The following is a 20,414-nucleotide window of genomic DNA, read 5'->3' on the forward strand; positions in this document are numbered from 1 at the left end:
ACATGTTTACCATGCTTCGTCGAATAAATATTTACCAGCTTGATCTAGTTATATCATAACATAATCCTGAGTCTCTACGGAAATCGAATGCGAAATATTTAGAGAGTGTTCCAAAAAATTCAGGATTGTGTACAGCAAAATGTTGGATCCTGCTTACTATTACTTGCTGTACACAATCTGGACAAATCTGTTACACGCCCCGGGCTATGAGATCCTCAGCATGCTGCAGCGCCTGGGCGAGCTTGGAAGCATCCTTGCCCCCCGCTTGTGCCATATCCGGACGGCCCCCGCCGCCTCCGCCGCAGATCGAAGCCACTTCTTTAACGAGCTTGCCGGCATGATAGCCTTGCTTCACCAGTTCCTGCGGAACGGCTACGACGAAATTCACCTTGTCGCCCGCTTTGGAGCCGAGCACGAGGATCGTCTCCGGCAGCTTGCCCTTCAATTCGTCAGCAATGCCACGGAGTCCATCCATACTGCCAGCCTGTACTTCAGCTGCAAGCAGCGACGTGTTACCGACCTGCTTCACTTTATCGGTCAACTGGCTGGCCTCAATGGCTCCGAGCTTGCCTTGCAGGGACTCGTTCTCCCGGGCAAGATCCTTCACCTGTTGGTTCAGGCCCTCGATCCGCTTCGGCACGTCCGCAAGATTGCTCTTCAACAAGCCGGCAGCTTGCTTGAGCAGGTCCATTTGCCCCTCCAGATGCTCATAAGCACAGCGTCCCGTTACGGCTTCAATGCGGCGAACGCCGGAGCCGATGCCGCTCTCGCCAAGCAGTTTGAAGATTCCGATCTGGGAGGTGTTGCCTACATGGCATCCGCCGCACAGCTCGATGCTGTAATCTCCGACCTGAACGACACGGACGATATCTCCGTATTTTTCTCCGAACAATGCCATGGCACCCATCGCCTTCGCTTCATCAATGGCCTTGCGCTCGATAACGACCGGAATGCTCTTCCACACCTGTTCATTCACGCGGCGCTCAATATCCGCCAGCTCCTCCTGCGTAATGCTGCCGAAATGGGAGAAGTCGAAGCGCAGACGCTGCGGTTCAACAAGCGAACCTGCCTGATTGACATGATCGCCCAGAACTTCCTTCAATGCTTTATGCAAAAGGTGTGTGGCTGTATGGTTCTTGACGATATCATTGCGCATAGCGGAGTCCACCTGCGCCTTAACCGTATCGCCCACTTTAAGCTCGCCGAGCTCCACGGTTACGAAATGCACGTGCTGTCCATGCGGAGCCTTGAAGAGACCTTCCACTCGGGCACGTACAGATCCGCCTTCCAAAATCCCCTGATCGCTGACCTGGCCGCCGCTTTCGGCATAGAACGGGGTAACGTCCAGAATGACCTGACAGGTCTCGCCTTCACTTACGCTGTCTGCAAAGCTGTCACCGGAAACAATGGCGAGCACTTTAGCCTCGCTGACGGTGTCATTATATCCAACAAATTCACTTTTAACCGTATAATCGGAAAGAACGCCGCCTTGGACCTTCATGCTTTCCGTTTCATGACGAGCCGCACGCGCACGATCACGCTGTTCCTTCATCGCGGCATCAAAGCCTTCACGGTCCACGGTCAATCCGTGCTCGGACGCATAATCCTCCGTTAAATCAAACGGGAAGCCATACGTATCATACAATTTGAACGCGTCGCTGCCGCTGATGACCGATTTGCCCTGCTTCTTCGCTTCTTGGCTGACGTCAGCCAAGATGTTCAAGCCGTCAGAGAGCGTTTTGTGGAACTGTTCTTCTTCCGTTGCAATAACCTTCTCGATAAAGGCACGCTTCTCAACGACCTCTGGGTAGTATATTCCCATAATATCGCCTACGGTTCCGGTCAACGTATACATGAATGGTTTGTCCAGCCCGAGCACCTTTCCGTAACGAACCGCACGGCGGAGCAAACGACGGATGACATAGCCGCGGCCTTCGTTGGAAGGCAGCACGCCATCACCTACCGCAAATGCAACCGTCCGGATATGGTCGGCAATAACTTTCAGCGCGATATCGTATTCCGTCTTCTCATTGTATTTAACGCCGGCAAGCTCTGCCGTCTTCTGGATGATCGGCTGGAACAGGTCAGTATCGAAGTTGGACGCCACATTTTGCAGAATGGAAGCAAAGCGCTCGAGTCCCGCACCCGTATCAATGTTCTTGTTTGGAAGCGGCGTATAGCTGCCGTCCTTGTTGTGGTTGAACTGGGAGAATACGAGGTTCCATACCTCGAGCCAGCGTTCATTCTCACCGCCAGGGAACATTTCGGATTCCGGAGCATCCGTGTCGTATCCTTCACCGCGATCATAAAAAATCTCGGTACAAGGTCCGCAAGGTCCTTCGCCGATATCCCAAAAGTTTTCCTGCAGCTTAATGATGCGCTCCTTCGGGAGACCGATTTTTTCGTTCCACAGCTTGTAGGCTTCCTCGTCTTCCGGATAGACGGTAACGGACAGCTTCTCCGGATCGAATCCGATCCATTTCTTGTCTGTCAGGAACTCCCAAGCCCAGGTGATAACCTCTTCCTTAAAATAATCCCCGATGGAGAAGTTGCCCAACATTTCGAAAAATGTATGGTGACGACGGGTTTTGCCGACATTCTCAATATCATTGGTCCGAATACATTTCTGCGAGTTCGCAATTCTCGGATTTTCCGGCTTCACACGCCCGTCAAAATAAGGCTTGAGCGGAGCCATACCTGCATTAATCCAAAGCAGGGACGGGTCATTGTGCGGAACAAGCGATGCACTTGGCTCAATATTGTGGCCTTTCTCTGCAAAAAACTCTAGCCATTTGGAACGGATTTCACTAGCTTTCATCTCTACACTTCCTCCAGTCATAATATAGGTCCGAATCACTTGTATTCGAACACAAAAAACGCCCCTGAATTGAATTCAGGGACGATGTTCTCGCGGTACCACCCTGGTTATCGTCCATTCATCCTCCAGCAGAAATCTCCTGGAAAAACATATGTAACGATCGCCTCGTAACAGCTGGATAACGGGGGCCACCCGGTGAATTTGAATCACACTCAAAAATTAGCATTCGGCTTAGGTTCGCTTCCAGGTTCTCGCAGCCAGCCGGAAATTGTCCGGGCAGGAACCTGTTCTCTGGGCAAGGTACACAAAGCCTACTGGATTTTCTCATCGATTTGTACGGATATAGGTTTATTATTTCAAGTATATATAGGGTGAAACTATCTGTCAATGCATGAGCAGTGCAGCTGTAGACTGGAACCTTCAGCCGGATTTCCTTCTGACATAATAGGCGAAAAAATGCTGCAGCAGCACTTTGATGACGGCAAAGACCGGAACAGCCAAAATTAAGCCCAAGGTTCCTGCCACCTGTCCACCGACAAGAAGTGCAAATATGATCAGGAGCGGATGCATATGCAGCTTTTTGCCCACCACTTGCGGCGAGATAACATTGCTCTCCAGCGTTTGGCAGACCATATTAACCGCCGCCACCAGCAGCACCATCTTCCAGGAAATCGTAGATGCCATCACAAGCGCTGGAGCCGCGCCAAGAAAGGGGCCCAAATAGGGAATGATGTTAAACACCGCCACGATGCTTGCCAGCAGCAGCGCGTACGGCATGCCCACGATCACATACCCCACATAAGCCAGTACGCCGATAATTAAGCATACCAGAAATTGTCCACGGACGTAATTCCCGAGCGCCGTGTCGATCTCTTTCAGCAGCGTGACAATCGACTTGCGGCGGCTCCGCGGCAGATAAGATACGGCGGTTCGCTGGAACACCTCGAAATCTTTTAATATATAGAAGATCAGGAACGGAACAATTAACACATTAAACAGGATGTTGATGGTGTTGCCGATATTGTCCATGAAATCCGAAATTCCCCCGGCCAGCCTTGATTCCATCTGCAAGAACCAGCTGTTGACGCCTGTCCTTACTCCCGGGGGCAGCAGCCTGCTGTCCAGATTGGTCATCAGGCTCTGGGCGTTCATCGATAATTCAGGCAAATGCTCGTTGAGCTCCTCCAGCTGCCGGATCAGCATCGGAATCATATTGATCAGAATAACGGTAAGTGACGTCAGAAAGACGGCATAGATGAGCAGCACGGCCATGCTCCGCGGAACTTTACGGTCGGAGAGCATGCATACTACCGGATTGAGCACATAAGATATGATCATGGCAACCAGAAATGGCGCCAGGACAGCCTTGAGAAATCGATAGACATCCAGAAACAGTGGACGCAGCAGCCAGACAAAGTAAAGAGAGATGAGTCCAAGCATTAACCATACCAACAATCGAAACCATTTGTTCTCGGTCAGCTGTTCCACACAGGCACCCTCCTTTTTTCGAAAGCTACCCTGTAGTATATGTACAAGCTTCCAGAAATAAACTAACATTTCCGCAGGCCAACATGAAAAAGACTCCCTGCTGCTCAGCCATATAGGCCTTCAGCAAGGAGTCGTTATCTAACTATATGTACGCGTTCTTAGGAAGACGCGTGCATAGGAGGGAAATCCGGCTGCATTTCATCACCGAAGAACAAATCATCCAGCGAGCTGAGCGTACCATCCTCTTCTACCTGGTATACGGACATTTTCTCTCCGTTGACTGTCAATTCGATAAAGCAACCCCAGCAATAAAACTGGTGGGAGCCGATTTTCCCGATATCTTTGGAACTACAGTTTGGACATTTCATCCTACCTCACCCTATCCGTTCACAGAATTAATGGCTTTTTCCAGACGCTGTTCGCTCATCGGGGGTACCATAACGGCACTTTCGCCGATAGCCATTTCCGCTGTGCAAGGCAGCCATTTGCGACCTTCGATCAAATCCGAGACAAATCCATCGGATATTTCCAACCCTAGTATTGTATTGCCCTGTTCCTGCTCAAAATAAACATCCGATATACGTCCGAGCAGGATACCGTCCTCTGTCAAGACCTGCATCTCTTTCAGTTTGCGCTTGCCCAAAAGGTACGTAAGCGGTATTTCATTGGCGCCCACCTTGCGGACCGCCTCTTGGCTCCGGATCATGACGGCATCTTCCCCGTATGCTACGATATCTTCCCATGAGACGCTTTTCACATGCGAGGAAAACAAAGCCTTGCCTTCCAGCTCCAACCCGGTAATCAACCAGTTCTCATCTAGTATAAAATCGTGGATTTTGCCGATTTCCTTACCGTTCTCCACGTCGAATACAGCCAGTCCAATCATTTCTTGAAGTTTCATACTGCAGTGGACACCTCCTCATCCTTCATGGTTTGAAATCAGCCGCCGGTCAACATTTTGTGAGCCTAAACGGGCGATTTCCAAGGATGAAATGGACGAACGCATACCCCCTATTCTCTAGAAGGAGAAATCCCTTAACATCTATTTACGTAACCGATTAAGGATGGTTCCAATTTTTTGGGCAGTGTGCTCCATTTCTTGAGTAGTATTACCCAAACCGAAACTAAAACGAATCGCGGAGCTCAAAACAGGATCAGAAAGTTTCATTGCTTGGAGTACATGGGATATTTCCAGAGATCCCGACGTACAAGCCGAGCCGCTTGCCGCCGCAATTCCTTCCATATCGAGGTTCATCAGCATCGTCTCCGTATTGGCACCGGGAAAGCTGATATTTAGGATGTGAGGTAGGTAATGTTCCGAATTTCCGTTAAACACAAAAGCATCCTCGCCAATCTCCTGACGAAACCCTTCAAGCAGCGTCGATCTCAGCTCGTGATAATGCAAAATACGCGTCTCCATATTCTTAACGGTCCATTCCACTGCTGCCGCAAAACCGGCGATGCCGGCCATATTCTCTGTTCCGGCACGGCGTTTCTTCTCCTGCAGCCCTCCGAACAGACGTGGAGAGACGCTGAGTCCTCTGCGGACAACCAATGCTCCGACGCCTTGGGGTCCGTTGATTTTGTGGGCGGAAAAACTCCACATGTCCACCGGCAGCTCGCGGCAGTTGATCGCCTCCGCTCCCAATGCCTGAACAGCATCGGTATGAAACACGATGCCCCGGCTGCGGCAGAGCTCGCCGATTTCGATGATCGGCTGAACGGTGCCTACTTCATTGTTGCCATACATGATGGTGACCAGCACCGTGTTGTCCTGAATCGCGCCCGCAATGTCCTCCACAGAGACACGCCCAGTAGAATCGACGGGGACATAGGTAACTTCACAGCCCCGCCGTTCCAGCTCATGGCATGTATGAAGCACCGCATGGTGTTCAACTGCTGACGTAATCACATGCTTGCCCTTCACACCAAGCGACTCCAGCAACCCCAGTATAGCCAAATTATCGCTTTCGGTGCCACCTGCGGTGAACACCAGCTCGTCCGATTGGCATCCCAAAAGGGACGCAATCCGATCACGCGCCCCGTTGACGATCTTCTTCGCTTCCCGTCCAAAAGAATGAACACTTGAAGCATTGCCATATTGGCTTGTCATCACATTCATCATCCGCTCAGCAACCTCCGGATGAACCGGGGTTGATGCGGCATGATCCAAATATACTGATCTCATATCCGTCTCACCCTTATATATAGAACATATAGTTGTCAGCAGCAGACTGTTCCTGGTAGTTGATCAGATAGTCCAGCGTCGTGGAATCGAGCACTTCAGCAATGCTGTCGCGGATACGAAGCCATAAATCCCGCTTCGCCGGATCGTCCTCTTCCGTGAAGTCCACAGGGGATATCGGTCCTTCCAGCACGCGGATTACATCTCCTGCCGTTATAGAGGCCGGATCGCGGGAAAGGATATATCCTCCGTATGCGCCGCGGATGCTCTTGACCAGTCCCGCATTCCGCAGCGGTGCGATCAACTGCTCAAGATAATGTTCCGACAGCTGGTTCTTCTCGGCAATGCTCTTCAGCGAAGTCGGCCCTTCACCAAACCTGGCGGCCAGCTCCATCATAATCGTTAATCCGTATCTTCCTTTTGTTGATATCTTCAAAGGTGACACCTCTTTCGGTAAATTGTATATTATGTCCATCCTGTACATGAATTGTAGGTGGAGGGTTTAGCGATAAATACGGCGTAATCTACGCATGAATCAGCTTATCCTGTATTTTTCTCCGTATTCCGATCATTACCCTCTGCTTATGGTAACATATCCTGGACCTCAATGGGTAATATTCCAGCCCGAAACCCGAAAAATGTTCACGCTGAGTGGACAAAATGATACGTGTGAACCTTGTTCCAATATGTTAAAATACCTCCATGGGCACAATTCAATATGAAAATGGTGATAACGATGTCAAAAGAAAAACATAACACTCGTATCGTTGTCGGCATGTCGGGAGGAGTCGACTCCTCCGTAACAGCACTCCTGCTCAAGCAGCAGGGCTATGAAGTGATCGGCATCTTTATGAAAAACTGGGATGATACCGATGAGCTCGGCTACTGCACAGCTGAAGCGGACGCTGAAGACGTGCGCCGCGTGTGCGAGCAGCTCGACATTCCCTACTATACCGTCAATTTCGAGAAGGAATACTTTGATAAAGTATTTTCCTATTTCCTCGATGAATATAAAGCCGGGAGAACGCCGAACCCCGATGTCATGTGCAACCGTGAAATCAAATTCGGCGAATTTCTGAATAAGGCAATGGACTTGGGAGCCGATTACGTAGCTACAGGACATTATGCCCGCGTCATCGAAGAAGACGGACAGTACCGGCTGCTGCGCGGCGTTGATAGCAACAAGGATCAAACCTACTTCCTTAATGCGCTAAGCCAAGAGCAGCTCTCCAAGGCGATGTTCCCGATCGGGCATCTGCCGAAACCGGAAGTTCGCCGACTCGCTGAGGAAGCCGGACTATATACCGCCAAGAAAAAAGACAGCACCGGCGTTTGCTTCATCGGCGAACGGAATTTCAAAGAATTTCTTGGACAATACCTCCCCGCCCAATCCGGCGATATGGTGGACATTGTCACCGGTGAAGTGAAAGGTCGCCATGATGGCTTGATGTACTACACGCTGGGACAACGCCAAGGTCTCGGCATTGGCGGCTCAGGCTCCGGAGAGCCTTGGTTTGTTGCCGACAAGGATTTAACTAACAATATTCTGTACGTTGTTCAAGGCGATCATCCGAGTTTGTATTCAACCGGACTCGTTGCCTCCGGAATCAACTGGATTGCAGGACAAGACGCTATGCCCAAAGACGCCTACACCTGCACCGCGAAATTCCGCTACCGTCAGCCGGATCAAGAGGTAACGATAACTCCGCGCGAAGATGGAACCGTTCATGTCGCTTTTGCCAAGCCGCAAAAAGCAATCACGCCGGGACAAGCCGTCGTCTTCTACCAAGGGGACGAATGCCTTGGCGGGGGAACGATCGAAACCGCGGATAAAGTACCTTATTAATCCGCTGCCTTAACGCGAAGAGCACACACTGAACACGGAAGTTTCCGTAAAGTGTGTGCTCTTTTTTACGTGCTAGCCAAGAACATATTCTACCGTTACTCCCCGTTCTAGGCTGGCGGCTACATCAACTAAGCGCTGATTCGAGCTGCCTCGAAAAGGTAGCGAAACATCCCTTTGCTCCAGCTGGAATTTGCCATCCACGATAACATCGCACTGTTTCGCCAATTCCCGCAGCTTCTGCTGCCTCATGAGCGCTTCAAAGGTGAAGCCCGTGTAGGCCCATACACTTTTCCCAGGACACAAGGTCCTGAGCTTGTGTACAAATGCCGTGCATTCCTCCGGCGAGAAGAACGGGTCCCCACCGCATAAGGTCACGCCATCCAATAAAGGGTTGTCGCTTATATCCTGCAGGATGGACGCAGACAATTCTTCTGTAAACGGCTCCCCCGCTTCAAAGTCCCAGGAATCCGTATTAAAGCATCCGGCGCAGGCATGACGGCAGCCGCTCACGAATAGAACTGCCCGCAGCCCGGGGCCTTCATTGATGCTCTCGGGGATATATCCGCACACATTCACAGATGTTTCACCCGATCCCTAACCTCAGCCTGCTTGGCCGAATTGAAGCGCTCCGTATAATTGCCCGTTAAATATCCCGTCACCCTGCGCAGCCGCTGGAAGTTCCCATTGTCTTCCGAAGCGCCGCATCCAGGGCAAGAGCTTCCGATGATCCCTTCGTAATTGCATGCCGGGCAACGATCGACGGGATGGTTTACGGAGAAATATCCGATATTCTGCTGCAAGGCAAACTGTACGATGTCCCGAAAAGCAGCCGTATTCTGCCGGGCATTGCCGTCGAGCTCTACATACGAAATCGCTCCTGCATTACACAACTCATGGAAAGGAGCTTCGGAACGGATTTTGCGGTATGCGGCCATCGGATAATAAACCGGAATATGGAACGAGTTCGTATAATACTCGCGATCCGTGACACCCTCGATCACACCAAAGGTTTGCCGGTCCAGCTTCGTGAATTTCCCCGATAACCCTTCTGCCGGCGTGGCAAACAACGTAATGTTCAGATTATATCTTTCACTGGCTGCATCGCAAAACTGACGCATATGCCGGATGATCTCGATTCCCAGACCACGGCTGGTCTCATCTTCTCCGTGATGCAGCCCGGTTAACGCCTTCAGGCATTCAGCCAACCCGATAAATCCAAGTGCAAGGGTTCCGTGCTTGATGAGCTCGCGAACCTTATCCTCCGGTGCCAGTGTCTCGCCGCCTTCCCACACGCCTTCCCGCATCATAAAATCGGACGCTTTGGCCGGTTGGTCGGCCTGCAGCTCGTAACGATGAATCAAACCCTCTACCGCAATCGTCAAATACTGATCCAACTGCTCGTAGAAGAGGTTCAGGTCCGGTATATCCCGTTTGCCTTCGATAATGCCATGCTCAATGCCGAGACGAACCAGATTGATCGTATTAAAGGATAAATTGCCTTTGCCGCTCAGGCGGTTTCGCCCGAACCGGTCTGAAATCGTCCGTGTCCTGCAGCCCATGGTGGCAATAATCGTGTCTGGCTCGTCCGGGTTATAGTAGACCAGATTAAACGATGCATCCACGTTGACAAAATTCGGGTAGAGCCTGCGGCTGGAACACTCAACGGCTTTCAGGAACAGATCGTAGTTGGGCTCCCCTTCCGCCTGATTAACCCCCTGCTTGCACTGGAAAATATGCTGCGGAAATATCGGCGTCTCTCCCCCGCCGAGCCCTCTCATCGTGGCATCCAGCAGAGCATGGGACACCAGCCTTCCTTCGGTTGACGTGCACATGCCATAGTTCAGCGATGTAAAGGGAATCTGCCCGCCGGCTCGGCTGCTCATCGTGTTTAGATTGTGGATCAGAGATTCCGCGGCCTGCTTTACTTCATTCACCGTTTCGTTATATGCATAGTGATAGATTCGCGGATAAAATTCTTTCAACTGCTCATTGTCTATGTATAATTCGTTATCCAGAAGAACTCGTGCACCGGGTCTATGGTCTCCCTGCTCCACCTCTCCGAAGTAGGCCAGCCCTTTGCGAAAATGCCGACGAAACGATTTACCGACATACGGGGCCAAATCCCAATCGATTTTATTTCCGGACACGCCGCCGAATTGACTGTTCTGCTGGGATTGAAAAATGATGGCCACCAGCGCCATCGCGGTCATGATGCTCTGTGGCGGCCTGACCGACCCGTTACCGGTATTGAATCCCTTGGCCAATAGTCGATCAAACGGAATGAAAATGCAATTCGTTGTTCCAAGTGCGTACTGGTCCAGGTCGTGCACATAAACATAACCATCCCTCACCGCTCTCATGAGATCTCCAGGGAGGATGAATTTGCTTGCCATCCATTTGGCGTACTCGGAGCCGATCCGACTCATTTTTCCACTGAAGGATTCCCCGTTCAGATTCGCATTCTCCCGCAGCAGATCCAGATTCGTTACCCCAATCACATCTCTGCTGATCTTGTAGAGCTCTCCCCGCCGCATCCGCTCCAGGTCACGGGTTTCCCTATAATGTTGATAAGCTGCCGCAGCCTCTTCATAATCTGTACTTTGCAAATGCTCGACAACGATATCCTGAATTTCCTCCACACTCACCTGCTCCATCCCCATGGTCGCACGAGCAACCGCCTCGCCAATCTGTAGGGAAGCCTCCATGCGGGACACACCCTCAACGGCTATAAACGCTTTATCCACTGCTTTCACAATCCGGTTTATCTCAAAATTCACCAGGCATCCGTCTCTCTTCATGACTTTCATGAATTCGATCAACTCCTTCTCCTTAGATCATCAACACACTATATATAGTTCCGTTTTATCAATTTACATCCATATATAGTTTGATGCTGTGAGATAGATCACGTGGTCAGTCTGAGAAACGGATCAGGCGATTCCTGAAAACAGCCTTGAGGGCCTTATACCCAACAAAAAGAAGGCACTCGAGTGATCCATCGATCACATCGGGTACCTTCTTTTTGATCCACAGTAGAATTAACTTTCGGCGGGCGGCATTGGGGTTGGTGTCGGCTTAGCATAGCCTGTGCTGTATTTCTCGTCGATTGTGGTCCGAATCTCCGTCAGGCTCTTGCCCTCGCTGCTCATTTTGGCAGATTCCACGGCAATGTCCAAGCACACCCCGCAGCGGGTGCCATGATCGTCCCACACCACGGTGCCGTCCTCCTGAATCTCATCAATAAAACAGTTCAGGTTGCTCTCATGACCGGCACTGTCTCCACAGCCGCAATAACAAGGAATAAATTTCAGGACATCACTCACCTGCGCAGACAAGGCATAGATCGTTTGCATCTCGCTTGTCTGGCTCTTCAAAAAGACAGGCAGTTCGTCAATCGAAGCCGTCGCCTCCTGGATATCCCCGTTGGACAGCTGCGTCTGATGCCCCTGCTCATGCACTGCCTCCGCGGCCTGTCCAGGGGAAACCTGTTCCTGGGCACTTCTTCCCGAACAGCCGCTCAGCACCATGCCGACGGACAGCAGCAGAATGGCAAACCGTTGTTTCCCTGTTTTCATCATTCGTTTCCTCCATTTAACTAAACTAGCGGCCGTAAATCACATTCTCCCTGTACGACCCTATTCTTCGCGTCGACCCTATTCTTCGCGTCGTAATCGCTGATTGTGCGCGATCTTGGCTTCGTTCCCCTGCTCCGTCGCCTGATAGAACACCCGGCGGGAGAGTTCCTTCGGCAAATATTCCTGCTTCACGTAGTGGCCCGGATAATCGTGCGGGTACTTGTAGCCGACATGTCCCAGCTTCACCGCCCCCGAGTAATGCGCATCACGCAGATGAAGCGGAACCTCCGCCGATTTGACTTCATCCATGGCGGACATCGCCCGGGATATGGCCGTCACAACGCCATCCGATTTGGGGCTCTCCACCGCAAACAGAATCGCCTGGGCAATGTTCAGCTTGGCTTCCGGCCACCCGTTATTCCGGTAGGCATCCAGTGCGCTTACCGCCTGTACCATCGCTTGCGGATTAGCTAGCCCGATATCCTCGCTGCTGGCAGCAATCAAGCGGCGGATGAACACCATTGGGTCCATCCCTAGCTTTTCGACCGCATACAGGAACCAGAACAAGGCCGCATCACTGGAACCTCGAATGCTTTTATGGAAGGCAGACAGCACGTCATACTGCGTGGACTCGTCCGCCTTGACGAGCGGCTTGCGTATCGATTCCTCGGCTACTTCGAGCGTGATATGAACCCTGCCTCTTTCATCAGGAGACGTGGTCATGGCCGCTAATTCGAGGGCGTTCAGAGCACGGCGGATATCGCCGTTCGCCATGGTTGCAATATGCTCCAATGCTTCCTCGTCTGCTTGGAGATCCATGAATCCAAGACCTTTGTCTGGATCGGATAACGCCCGCTGCATCGCGATCATGGAATGGTTCTTAGTCAGCGGCTCAAGCTGAAACAAAGTGGAACGACTCATCAAGGCCCCATTTACGTAATGAAAGGGGTTCTCTGTCGTCGCGCCGATAAATATAATCGTGCCGTTCTCCACGGCAGGCAGCAGCGCGTCCTGTCTTGAACTGTTAAAGCGGTGAACCTCATCCAGAAACAGGATCGTTTTGGTGCCGTACAGGCTGCGGTTGCTCTGGGCTTGCTCAATGACTTCCCGGACGTCCTTAACCGAGGCTTCCACCGCATTCAGCCGAACGAAGTAACCCTTCGTTTGCTGGGAGATGATATGCGCCAGCGTTGTTTTGCCGCATCCCGGCGGGCCGTACAATAAAATGGATGAGACCTGGTCTGCTTCTATGGCTCGTCTGAGCAGTTTGCCCGGTCCGATAATATGTTCTTGTCCTATATATTCATCCAGCGACGAAGGGCGCATCCGATCGGCCAGCAGCCTGGAATCCCGGTCCCCTTCACGCCCGATAGTGAATAAATCCATAACTACACTTCCTTGTCTGATATCAATGCAAAGATAAGCCGGTTTCAATCCAATCCGTCACACTCTATCATACCATATTCAATTTTGTCATGCCTGTAGCAAGCCTATGGGCATCCACTCTAGTGGTTCGGATATCCATCGATATTCTGCTCGTTTAACATGATAACCAACTTTTATCTTTCCGGAGCGTTACTTAATTATAGGAAGTTATAGAGAAGCTTTATCTAAGGAGAGTTTGCTATGACGACTCGCAAGAAGTCCAAACGCAATTTATCTAGAGGGGCTATGAATATGGGGATCAGTTTACTTGGACTCTATACCTATGTTAATCAAAACAATCTATTGAAGGAGAATTCTCTATGAGTATAAACAGGGCGTCCGCAGTGAGGAAGATGAAATCTCGTCAGACCATGAGAACTCGAAGGGAGGTTTTTGAATTGAAACGAAAACCTATGCGAAAAATGACCCTCTACATCTTGGCAGCTGCACTCTTCTTTCTCGCCGTTTGGACTTTGATCCGGTATATCGATAACCTTGGTTCTTCCTACCAAATGCTTGGTTAAGCGCGGGCACAGCAAAAAGCCCCGCAGAGACAAGCACATGCAGACATGTACCACCCCACGGGACATTTTATGTTCTTTCCTCTTCGCGCTTAGTAACACAATCCTATCTTACTCTGCGGGCCAGCCGATGGCTGTAATATCCGATGGGTCTGCCGTTACATAAGAAGGACGCGCTTCACCATGCAGCAGCCACAGCTCATGCAGTGCTCGGGTGCAGCCGACGTACATCAGCTTGGCATCCCAAGCTTTTTCCGCATAGTGTCCCGTATCTGCATCCGCGACGATGACCGCATCGAATTCGAGACCTTTGGACAAATAAACAGGAAGCACGGAATAACCACCCTGATACGTTCCTTTGCTGCCATCGATCAGATTCAGCATCGGCCATGCAGCAATTAATTGCTCATGCAGCGCTTGCGCTTCCCGTAAGGTTCTGGTGAGAATGGCTACCGTCCGATATTCCTTAGCGATGAGTGCCTCCATCGCCCGTCCCAAATCTCTTGTTCTGGATTTCTCCGACTCATAAGGAATGAGGCGAACGGCATCGCCGCTTCGGAATACGGGTACGGCGAGCAGATCGCTGCTGACACCCTTCTCCAAAATGCCATTCGCAAATTCGATGATCTCCATGGTCGAGCGGTAACTGCGTGTCAGCGCAAAATAGGCAGTTTCCTCTTCCTTGAACAACGAGCTCATCTCTTCCCACGCATGAACGCCGCGATAGGCATGAATGCCCTGCGATAAATCACCTAATATGGTGAAGGAATGTCCTCTTACGAACAGATCCAGCACAGCTACCTGAAATGGCGAGAAATCCTGAGCCTCATCAATGACGATGTGGTCAAAGCGCTGCTCCCCGGTAATATCATTCAACAAACAGTGGAAATACAGAAGGGCAGGCAAATCCTCTTCGCGGACCACGTTTTTCTTCAGATCTTTACGTGTTGCGGCGAGCACCTCGGACGGAATCAGAGCAGTTAGTTCTTCAAACATCGTTCCGGTCGCCTTTGCCGCACCAAACAAATGTTTATATAATGAGACCGGCTCAAATTTCGGCCATCGGTTGGCATAAGCTTTTTCTCGTTGAGCCGCTTTTTTCTTCCGTTCTTTCATCACGGCCGCTGATGGCGATTTCTTCAGCTCCATCTCGACCCAGCGATGCAATCTGGCAAGCAGCCGTTCCTTCCGTTTTGCCAGTGGATATGGTTTATATTCCTGGTAGAACCATTCCGCGATCGTCTCCTGTTTCAGTACGGCTCCATCCCATGGAGAGAAGTCCCCATCCGGCAGAGCCTTGGTTTCGATAGCCTCCACACAGCGCCGAATGATCTCCATCAGTCTCAATGAGCCTTTATAGCGTCCGCTGACATTGTCGTCAATATCCGGTGTCCCCTGGCCCGGGTCTGTCTCGAACCATAGATGAAGCGTTTGTGCATGATCATCCGAAGCGAGCTGAATATCGAGCAGCTCCGCTGCCCAATCGCCAAAGGTTCGCTGCTGTATATCGCCAACTCCGAGCTCCGGCAGCACGTCGGATATGTAATCCAGGAACATCAGGTTGGGTGCGAATATGATCATTTTCTCCGCGGTGACCTGCTCCTTGTACTGATAGAGCAAATAAGCCAGCCGATGCAGTGCCACTGTCGTTTTTCCGCTTCCCGCCACCCCTTGGATGATGAGTGCGGTATTTTTGGCAGCCCGGATGATTTTGTCCTGCTCGGCTTGGATCGTGGATACGATATCCCTCAGCCGATTATCCTTGTTCTCACCGAGACGGAAGACCAGAAACTCATCGGATACGGCAGGTCCGCCGCTTTCCCGATTGTACGTATCCGATACCCGTTCCAAAATTTGCTTTCGAATCACAACGTTGCGTTTTAAATACACGAGCCCCTCGATGATCCCTTCGGGTGCTTCGAACGATGCCGGGTCGGTACCGCCCGTAAACGAATAAAAAAGACTTGCGACCGGAGCTCGCCAATCTATCACCATCGGATGATCCCCGGCATCTTCCTTATCGAAGCCGATCTTCCCAATGTAGAGCGGTTTCTTCGCTCCGGTTCCGCTCTCTTGAAAATCCAGCCTTCCGAAATAAGGCTCCGGCAAACTTTTGGCGAGGGCCTGCCGTTTTTCTTCCCGTCCTGCTTCGAGCACCTGCTCCGTAAAATCATGGCCCGTATATACCGGAATGCCGCGCAAACGTTCAAGCTGACGGTCAATTTCAACGATTACCTCGTTTAGCCTTGACTCTTCTTCTTGATAGGCACTTTGAAAAGATTCTGACACTTTCAGTTACCTCCTAAGAAACATATTTTTTCGCATCGAAAGTCTGGCTTTAAGGGCCGTGACACAAAAAGGAGTTCCATTGTAGCACAACTGGCCCGGATATACTAGCAAAGCTCTGTCACGGGAATTCCATGGTGCTGGTTTGCCATCATAATCACTTCAGCAATGACCATAAAAAAACGCAGCGTCCCTTGCTTTGGACACTACGTTTTATTAACCACTCTAAGCTTTAGCCGAAGGCGCGCTGCTCCCTGCCTTCCGTTTGTCTATCGGTTACTCACAATTTGAGTTCGTCTGCTGGATGTCTCGTTACAACGAAACGCCACCCTTTTCGAGCAGTTCTTTCACCGTTACGCTGACCATAATCAGTCCGGCCACAGGCGGAACGAATGCATTGCTGGCCGGCGGCTGCTTCGCCTTCCGGATTTCAGGGGCATTCTCGGGTACAATCTTCTCCGTAACGTCCTGGCGGGGCTTCATCGGCTCCTCTAGAGAGAATACGACCTTGACCCCTTTCTTGATGCCGTCTTTGCGCAGCTTGGTGCGTACGATACGGGCAATCGGGTCCATGGAGGTTTTGGAGATGTCGGCTACCTGGAACTTCGTGGGATCCATTTTGTTGGCAGCCCCCATACTGGAGATGATCGGAATCCCGCGCCGCAGGCATTCCTTGATCAGATGTACTTTATAAATGATCGTATCCGATGCATCAATCACATAATCCAGATCGAATTTAAACAACTCTTCATACGTCTCTTCGGTGTAGAACATGTTCAGGGCAATCGCTTCACATTCCGGATTGATCAGTTTGACCCGATCAACCATCAGATCCGCTTTCTTCTGGCCTACCGTGGTCGTTAACGCATGGATCTGCCGATTGATGTTGGTGATATCCACCACGTCTTTGTCGATCAAAATGATCCGGCCTACCCCGGAACGGGCGAGTGCTTCCACCGCAATGCCTCCCACGCCGCCGATACCCAGCACGGCTACCGTGCTGTTCTTCATCACTTCAAGGCCCTCAGGACCAATGGCTAATTCCGTACGGGAAAATTGGTGCAGCATAATTCAAGCAACCTCCTTTATCAAGAACAACGGACTTACTTCTCGTCGCCCGGCTTCTTGGCGAGTTTGATATGCAGCTGCTCCAACTGTCCTCCGTCCACCTGGGAAGGAGCGTCCATCAACAGATCTGTTGCGCTTGCCGTTTTCGGGAACGCAATTGTTTCACGCAGGTTGGTGCGCCCAGCAAGCAGCATCACCAAACGGTCCAACCCGAAGGCGATTCCGCCATGTGGAGGAGTGCCGTACTCAAACGCGTCCATAAGATAGCCGAATTTGTCGTGCGCCACTTCTGGTGACATGCCGAGTGCCGCAAACATTTTCTCTTGGATCTCGCGTTTGAAAATCCGCATGGAACCGCCGCCTACTTCGTATCCATTCAGAACGATGTCATAAGCTTCCGCGCGTACGGCAAGCGGATCCGTATCCATCAATTCCAGATCTTCGTCTTTTGGACGGGTGAACGGATGATGCTCGGCCACATAGCGCTTCGCCTCTTCATCATAGCTGAACAGCGGGAAGTCCAGCACCCAAGCAAACTTGTATTCATTATCGTTGATCAGGCCAAGCTGACGTCCGATTTTCAAGCGGAGTGCGCCTAGGACATCGGCAACCACTTTTTTATTGTCTGCGGAGAACAGCAGCAAGTCGCCGTCTTCGGCTCCCGTTCGTTCTCTTACCGCTTCGATTTCCTGCTCGCTGAAGAATTTCACGATAGGTCCTTTGAACTCGCCTTCTTTCACTTGAATCCAAGCAAGACCCTTCGCTCCGTAACGGGCTGCATATGGCCCCAGATCGTCAATTTCCTTACGTGTCCATGTCCCGCAGCCTTTAGCGTTCAAACACTTCACTTCGCCGCCTTTTTCAATGACGGAAGAGAATACTTTGACGCCGCTGTTTGCAACGATATCGTTCATTTCGATCAATTCTAAACCGAAGCGAAGATCCGGTTTATCGGAGCCGTATTTGCCCATCGCATCGGCATAACTGATACGCTGGAATGGCGTTGCAAGTTCAACGCCGATCGTTTCCTTGAACAACTTCACCATTAGCTGCTCCATCATGTTCAGCAGGTCGTCGCGTTCCATGAAGGACGTCTCGATGTCGACCTGGGTAAACTCAGGCTGACGGTCAGCCCGCAAGTCTTCGTCACGGAAACAGCGTGCGATTTGGTAGTAACGTTCAAGCCCGCTCACCATGAGGAGCTGCTTGTAAATTTGCGGAGATTGTGGAAGTGCAAAGAATTCACCTGCGTGCACGCGGCTCGGTACGAGATAGTCGCGGGCGCCTTCCGGCGAGCTCTTGGTCAAAATCGGCGTTTCCACATCCACAAAGCCCTCGTCGTCGAGGAAGTCGCGGAATACTTTAGACGCTTTGGAGCGCAGCATCAGCGTTTTTTGCATCTCTGGACGACGCAGGTCCAGATATCGATATTTCAAGCGAAGCTGCTCATCCACTTCCACGCCGTCTTCGATAAAGAACGGAGGTGTTTTGGCTGCATTCAGCACTTCAATGCTTGTCACTTGGACTTCGATTTCGCCAGTAGGCAGGTTCGCGTTGAACGTTTCAGGATCACGCTTTACAACTTTACCGGATACGGCCACGACGAATTCGCTGCGGACCTTATCGGCAACAGCCAAAGCTTCGCCGGAGAAATCCGGGTTAAATACGATTTGCATGATGCCGCTGCGATCGCGAAGATCGATGAACAGCACGCCGCCCAAGTCGCGGCGGGTTTGTACCCAGCCGTTCAGTGTTACAGTTTCTCCAATGTTCGCGGTTGTCAGGTGACCGCATTGATGCGTCCTTTTCATCGTCTATCATTCCCCTTTAATATTATTAAGTCGCTTCATGCGACGATTAAACCAATTCTTGTACCAGACGATCCAATTTAACTGTACGCTGTTCGCCAGTTTCCATCGACTTCAGGGCAATTTCTCCGCGCGCCAGTTCGTCTTCACCCAAAATGGCGGTATAACGAGCTTGAAGACGGTCGGCGGATTTCATCTGGGCTTTCATTTTCCGGCCGAGGTAATCACGTTCGGCTGCTACGCCATTGCTCCGCAGTTCGTAGATCAATTTTGCCACTTCCTGCTCGGCGGCTTCACCCAGCGCCACCAGGTAGACATCCAGCGGCTTGGCCGCCGACAGATTAACACCTTGATGCTCGAGGATCAATAGGATTCGCTCAAGACCAATCCCGAACCCGATGCCCGGCTGATCCGGTCCGCCGATCTGATCGACCAGTCCGTTAAACCGTCCGCCGCCGCCTACCGTATCAATTGCGCCGATGCCCTGGGCCTTGAATTCAAATGCGGTATGCGTGTAATAGTCCAATCCCCGAACAAGTCTTGGATTGATCTCATACTCGATGCCCATGGCGTCCAGGTACCCTTTTACTTTCTCAAAGTGCGTGCTGCATTCCTCATCCAGGCTGTCCAGAATCGAAGGCGCATCACCGAACTTCCCTTGGTCCTTCTTGCAATCCAACACGCGCAGCGGGTTGCGTTCCATGCGTGACTGGCAATCCGAGCATAGGCTCTCTTTCATCGGTTCCAGGAAAGCAAGCAGTGAACTACGGTAAGCCGCCCGTACCTCTGGCGTCCCTACGGAGTTAATCTCCGCTTTTACCCCGTTCAGCCCAAGCTCCTTGTAGAAGCTGTAGCCCAGCGCAATCACCTCAGCATCAATAGCCGGATCTGCAGTCCCGAACACCTCTACGCCGAACTGGTGGAACTGGCGGTAGCGTCCCGCCTGTGGACGCTCGTAGCGGAACATGGGGCCCATGTAGTACAGCTTCGTAACGTCAGGCTCTCCATACAGCTTGTTTTGCACGTAAGCCCGGACGACGCCTGCCGTTCCTTCTGGACGGAGGGTCATGCTGCGATCGCCTTTATCCTTGAACGTATACATTTCCTTCTCTACGATGTCGGTGGTTTCGCCTACCCCGCGTTTGAACAACTCGGTCTGTTCAAAGATCGGTGTGCGAATTTCGCGGTAGTTGTATCTCCGGCACAAATCTCGTGCCTTCTCCTCGATAAACTGCCATTTCTCGACGGCACCTGGCAGGATGTCCTGCGTGCCTGTCGGTTTCTCGAATTTCTCGTTTGCCATCTTCATCCCTCTTCCTAAGGAGTCATTTCGCAAAAAGTCGTGAAAACTAAAAAATCTCCCGCCCCGCTGTCTTAAGACAACAGGGACGAGA

At 51.3% G+C, this 20,414-nt stretch carries 16 protein-coding genes; 2 read left to right on the forward strand and 14 right to left on the reverse strand.

Features of this window, described 5'->3' with window-relative positions:
* Positions 1–190: 190 nt before the first annotated feature.
* From alaS to cymR, 6 genes are all read right to left on the reverse strand, one after another.
* On the reverse strand, positions 191–2,818 hold the full coding sequence (gene alaS, locus ABEW73_RS14830) for an alanine--tRNA ligase (RefSeq protein WP_430167227.1): 2,628 nt from the start codon (positions 2,816–2,818) through the stop codon (positions 191–193).
* Positions 2,819–3,238: 420 nt separating this feature from the next.
* Positions 3,239–4,306, reverse strand: a complete 1,068-nt coding sequence (locus tag ABEW73_RS14835) for an AI-2E family transporter (RefSeq protein WP_430167229.1) — start codon at positions 4,304–4,306, stop codon at positions 3,239–3,241.
* 158 nt (positions 4,307–4,464) lie between these two features.
* Positions 4,465–4,674, reverse strand: coding sequence for a hypothetical protein (locus tag ABEW73_RS14840; protein WP_071222775.1), 210 nt, complete (start codon positions 4,672–4,674; stop codon positions 4,465–4,467).
* A gap of 11 nt (positions 4,675–4,685) precedes the next feature.
* Positions 4,686–5,207, reverse strand: coding sequence for a PRC-barrel domain-containing protein (locus ABEW73_RS14845; protein WP_430167231.1), 522 nt, complete (start codon positions 5,205–5,207; stop codon positions 4,686–4,688).
* Between the two features lie 141 nt (positions 5,208–5,348).
* Entirely contained in the window at positions 5,349–6,494 is a 1,146-nt protein-coding gene (locus tag ABEW73_RS14850) for a cysteine desulfurase family protein (RefSeq protein ID WP_430167233.1), read from the reverse strand.
* Positions 6,495–6,507: 13 nt separating this feature from the next.
* Positions 6,508–6,927: a cysteine metabolism transcriptional regulator CymR gene (cymR, locus tag ABEW73_RS14855; protein ID WP_071222772.1), complete on the reverse strand. Its 420-nt coding sequence runs from the start codon at positions 6,925–6,927 to the stop codon at positions 6,508–6,510.
* Between the two features lie 300 nt (positions 6,928–7,227).
* Between cymR and mnmA the strand changes: the two genes are divergently transcribed.
* Entirely contained in the window at positions 7,228–8,337 is a 1,110-nt protein-coding gene (gene mnmA, locus ABEW73_RS14860; RefSeq protein WP_430167235.1) for a tRNA 2-thiouridine(34) synthase MnmA, read from the forward strand.
* Positions 8,338–8,409: 72 nt separating this feature from the next.
* On the opposite strand, the gene nrdG is transcribed toward mnmA, so the two are convergent.
* The 4 genes from nrdG to ABEW73_RS14880 all read right to left on the reverse strand — a co-directional run bounded on the left by nrdG (position 8,410) and on the right by ABEW73_RS14880 (position 13,298).
* On the reverse strand, positions 8,410–8,913 hold the full coding sequence (gene nrdG / locus ABEW73_RS14865; RefSeq protein ID WP_430167237.1) for an anaerobic ribonucleoside-triphosphate reductase activating protein: 504 nt from the start codon (positions 8,911–8,913) through the stop codon (positions 8,410–8,412).
* Positions 8,910–11,144: an anaerobic ribonucleoside triphosphate reductase gene (locus ABEW73_RS14870; protein WP_430167239.1), complete on the reverse strand. Its 2,235-nt coding sequence runs from the start codon at positions 11,142–11,144 to the stop codon at positions 8,910–8,912. The genes nrdG and ABEW73_RS14870 overlap by 4 nt, the downstream gene beginning before the upstream one ends.
* A 231-nt stretch (positions 11,145–11,375) precedes the next feature.
* Positions 11,376–11,915 (reverse strand): PCYCGC motif-containing (lipo)protein, encoded by a 540-nt coding sequence (locus ABEW73_RS14875; RefSeq protein ID WP_430167241.1) that lies wholly within the window; start codon positions 11,913–11,915, stop codon positions 11,376–11,378.
* A gap of 75 nt (positions 11,916–11,990) precedes the next feature.
* A complete protein-coding gene (locus ABEW73_RS14880; protein WP_430167242.1) occupies positions 11,991–13,298 on the reverse strand; it encodes a replication-associated recombination protein A in 1,308 nt (435 codons plus the stop codon).
* 437 nt (positions 13,299–13,735) lie between these two features.
* On the opposite strand from ABEW73_RS14880, the gene ABEW73_RS14885 reads away from it, so the two are divergent.
* On the forward strand, positions 13,736–13,861 hold the full coding sequence (locus ABEW73_RS14885; RefSeq protein WP_430167244.1) for a hypothetical protein: 126 nt from the start codon (positions 13,736–13,738) through the stop codon (positions 13,859–13,861).
* Positions 13,862–13,969: 108 nt separating this feature from the next.
* On the opposite strand, the gene ABEW73_RS14890 is transcribed toward ABEW73_RS14885, so the two are convergent.
* The 4 genes from ABEW73_RS14890 to hisS all read right to left on the reverse strand — a co-directional run bounded on the left by ABEW73_RS14890 (position 13,970) and on the right by hisS (position 20,323).
* Entirely contained in the window at positions 13,970–16,147 is a 2,178-nt protein-coding gene (locus tag ABEW73_RS14890) for a HelD family protein (RefSeq protein ID WP_430167245.1), read from the reverse strand.
* Between the two features lie 309 nt (positions 16,148–16,456).
* Positions 16,457–17,212, reverse strand: a complete 756-nt coding sequence (locus ABEW73_RS14895) for a tRNA threonylcarbamoyladenosine dehydratase (protein ID WP_430167247.1) — start codon at positions 17,210–17,212, stop codon at positions 16,457–16,459.
* A 35-nt stretch (positions 17,213–17,247) separates the two neighbouring features.
* On the reverse strand, positions 17,248–19,023 hold the full coding sequence (gene aspS, locus ABEW73_RS14900; RefSeq protein ID WP_076320448.1) for an aspartate--tRNA ligase: 1,776 nt from the start codon (positions 19,021–19,023) through the stop codon (positions 17,248–17,250).
* A gap of 46 nt (positions 19,024–19,069) precedes the next feature.
* Positions 19,070–20,323: a histidine--tRNA ligase gene (hisS, locus tag ABEW73_RS14905; RefSeq protein ID WP_430167249.1), complete on the reverse strand. Its 1,254-nt coding sequence runs from the start codon at positions 20,321–20,323 to the stop codon at positions 19,070–19,072.
* Positions 20,324–20,414: the final 91 nt, after the last annotated feature.

The sequence above is a fragment of the Paenibacillus lautus genome, from assembly GCF_050482385.1.
In the GTDB taxonomy this organism is placed as follows: Bacteria; Bacillota; Bacilli; order Paenibacillales; family Paenibacillaceae; genus Paenibacillus_AQ; species Paenibacillus_AQ lautus_B.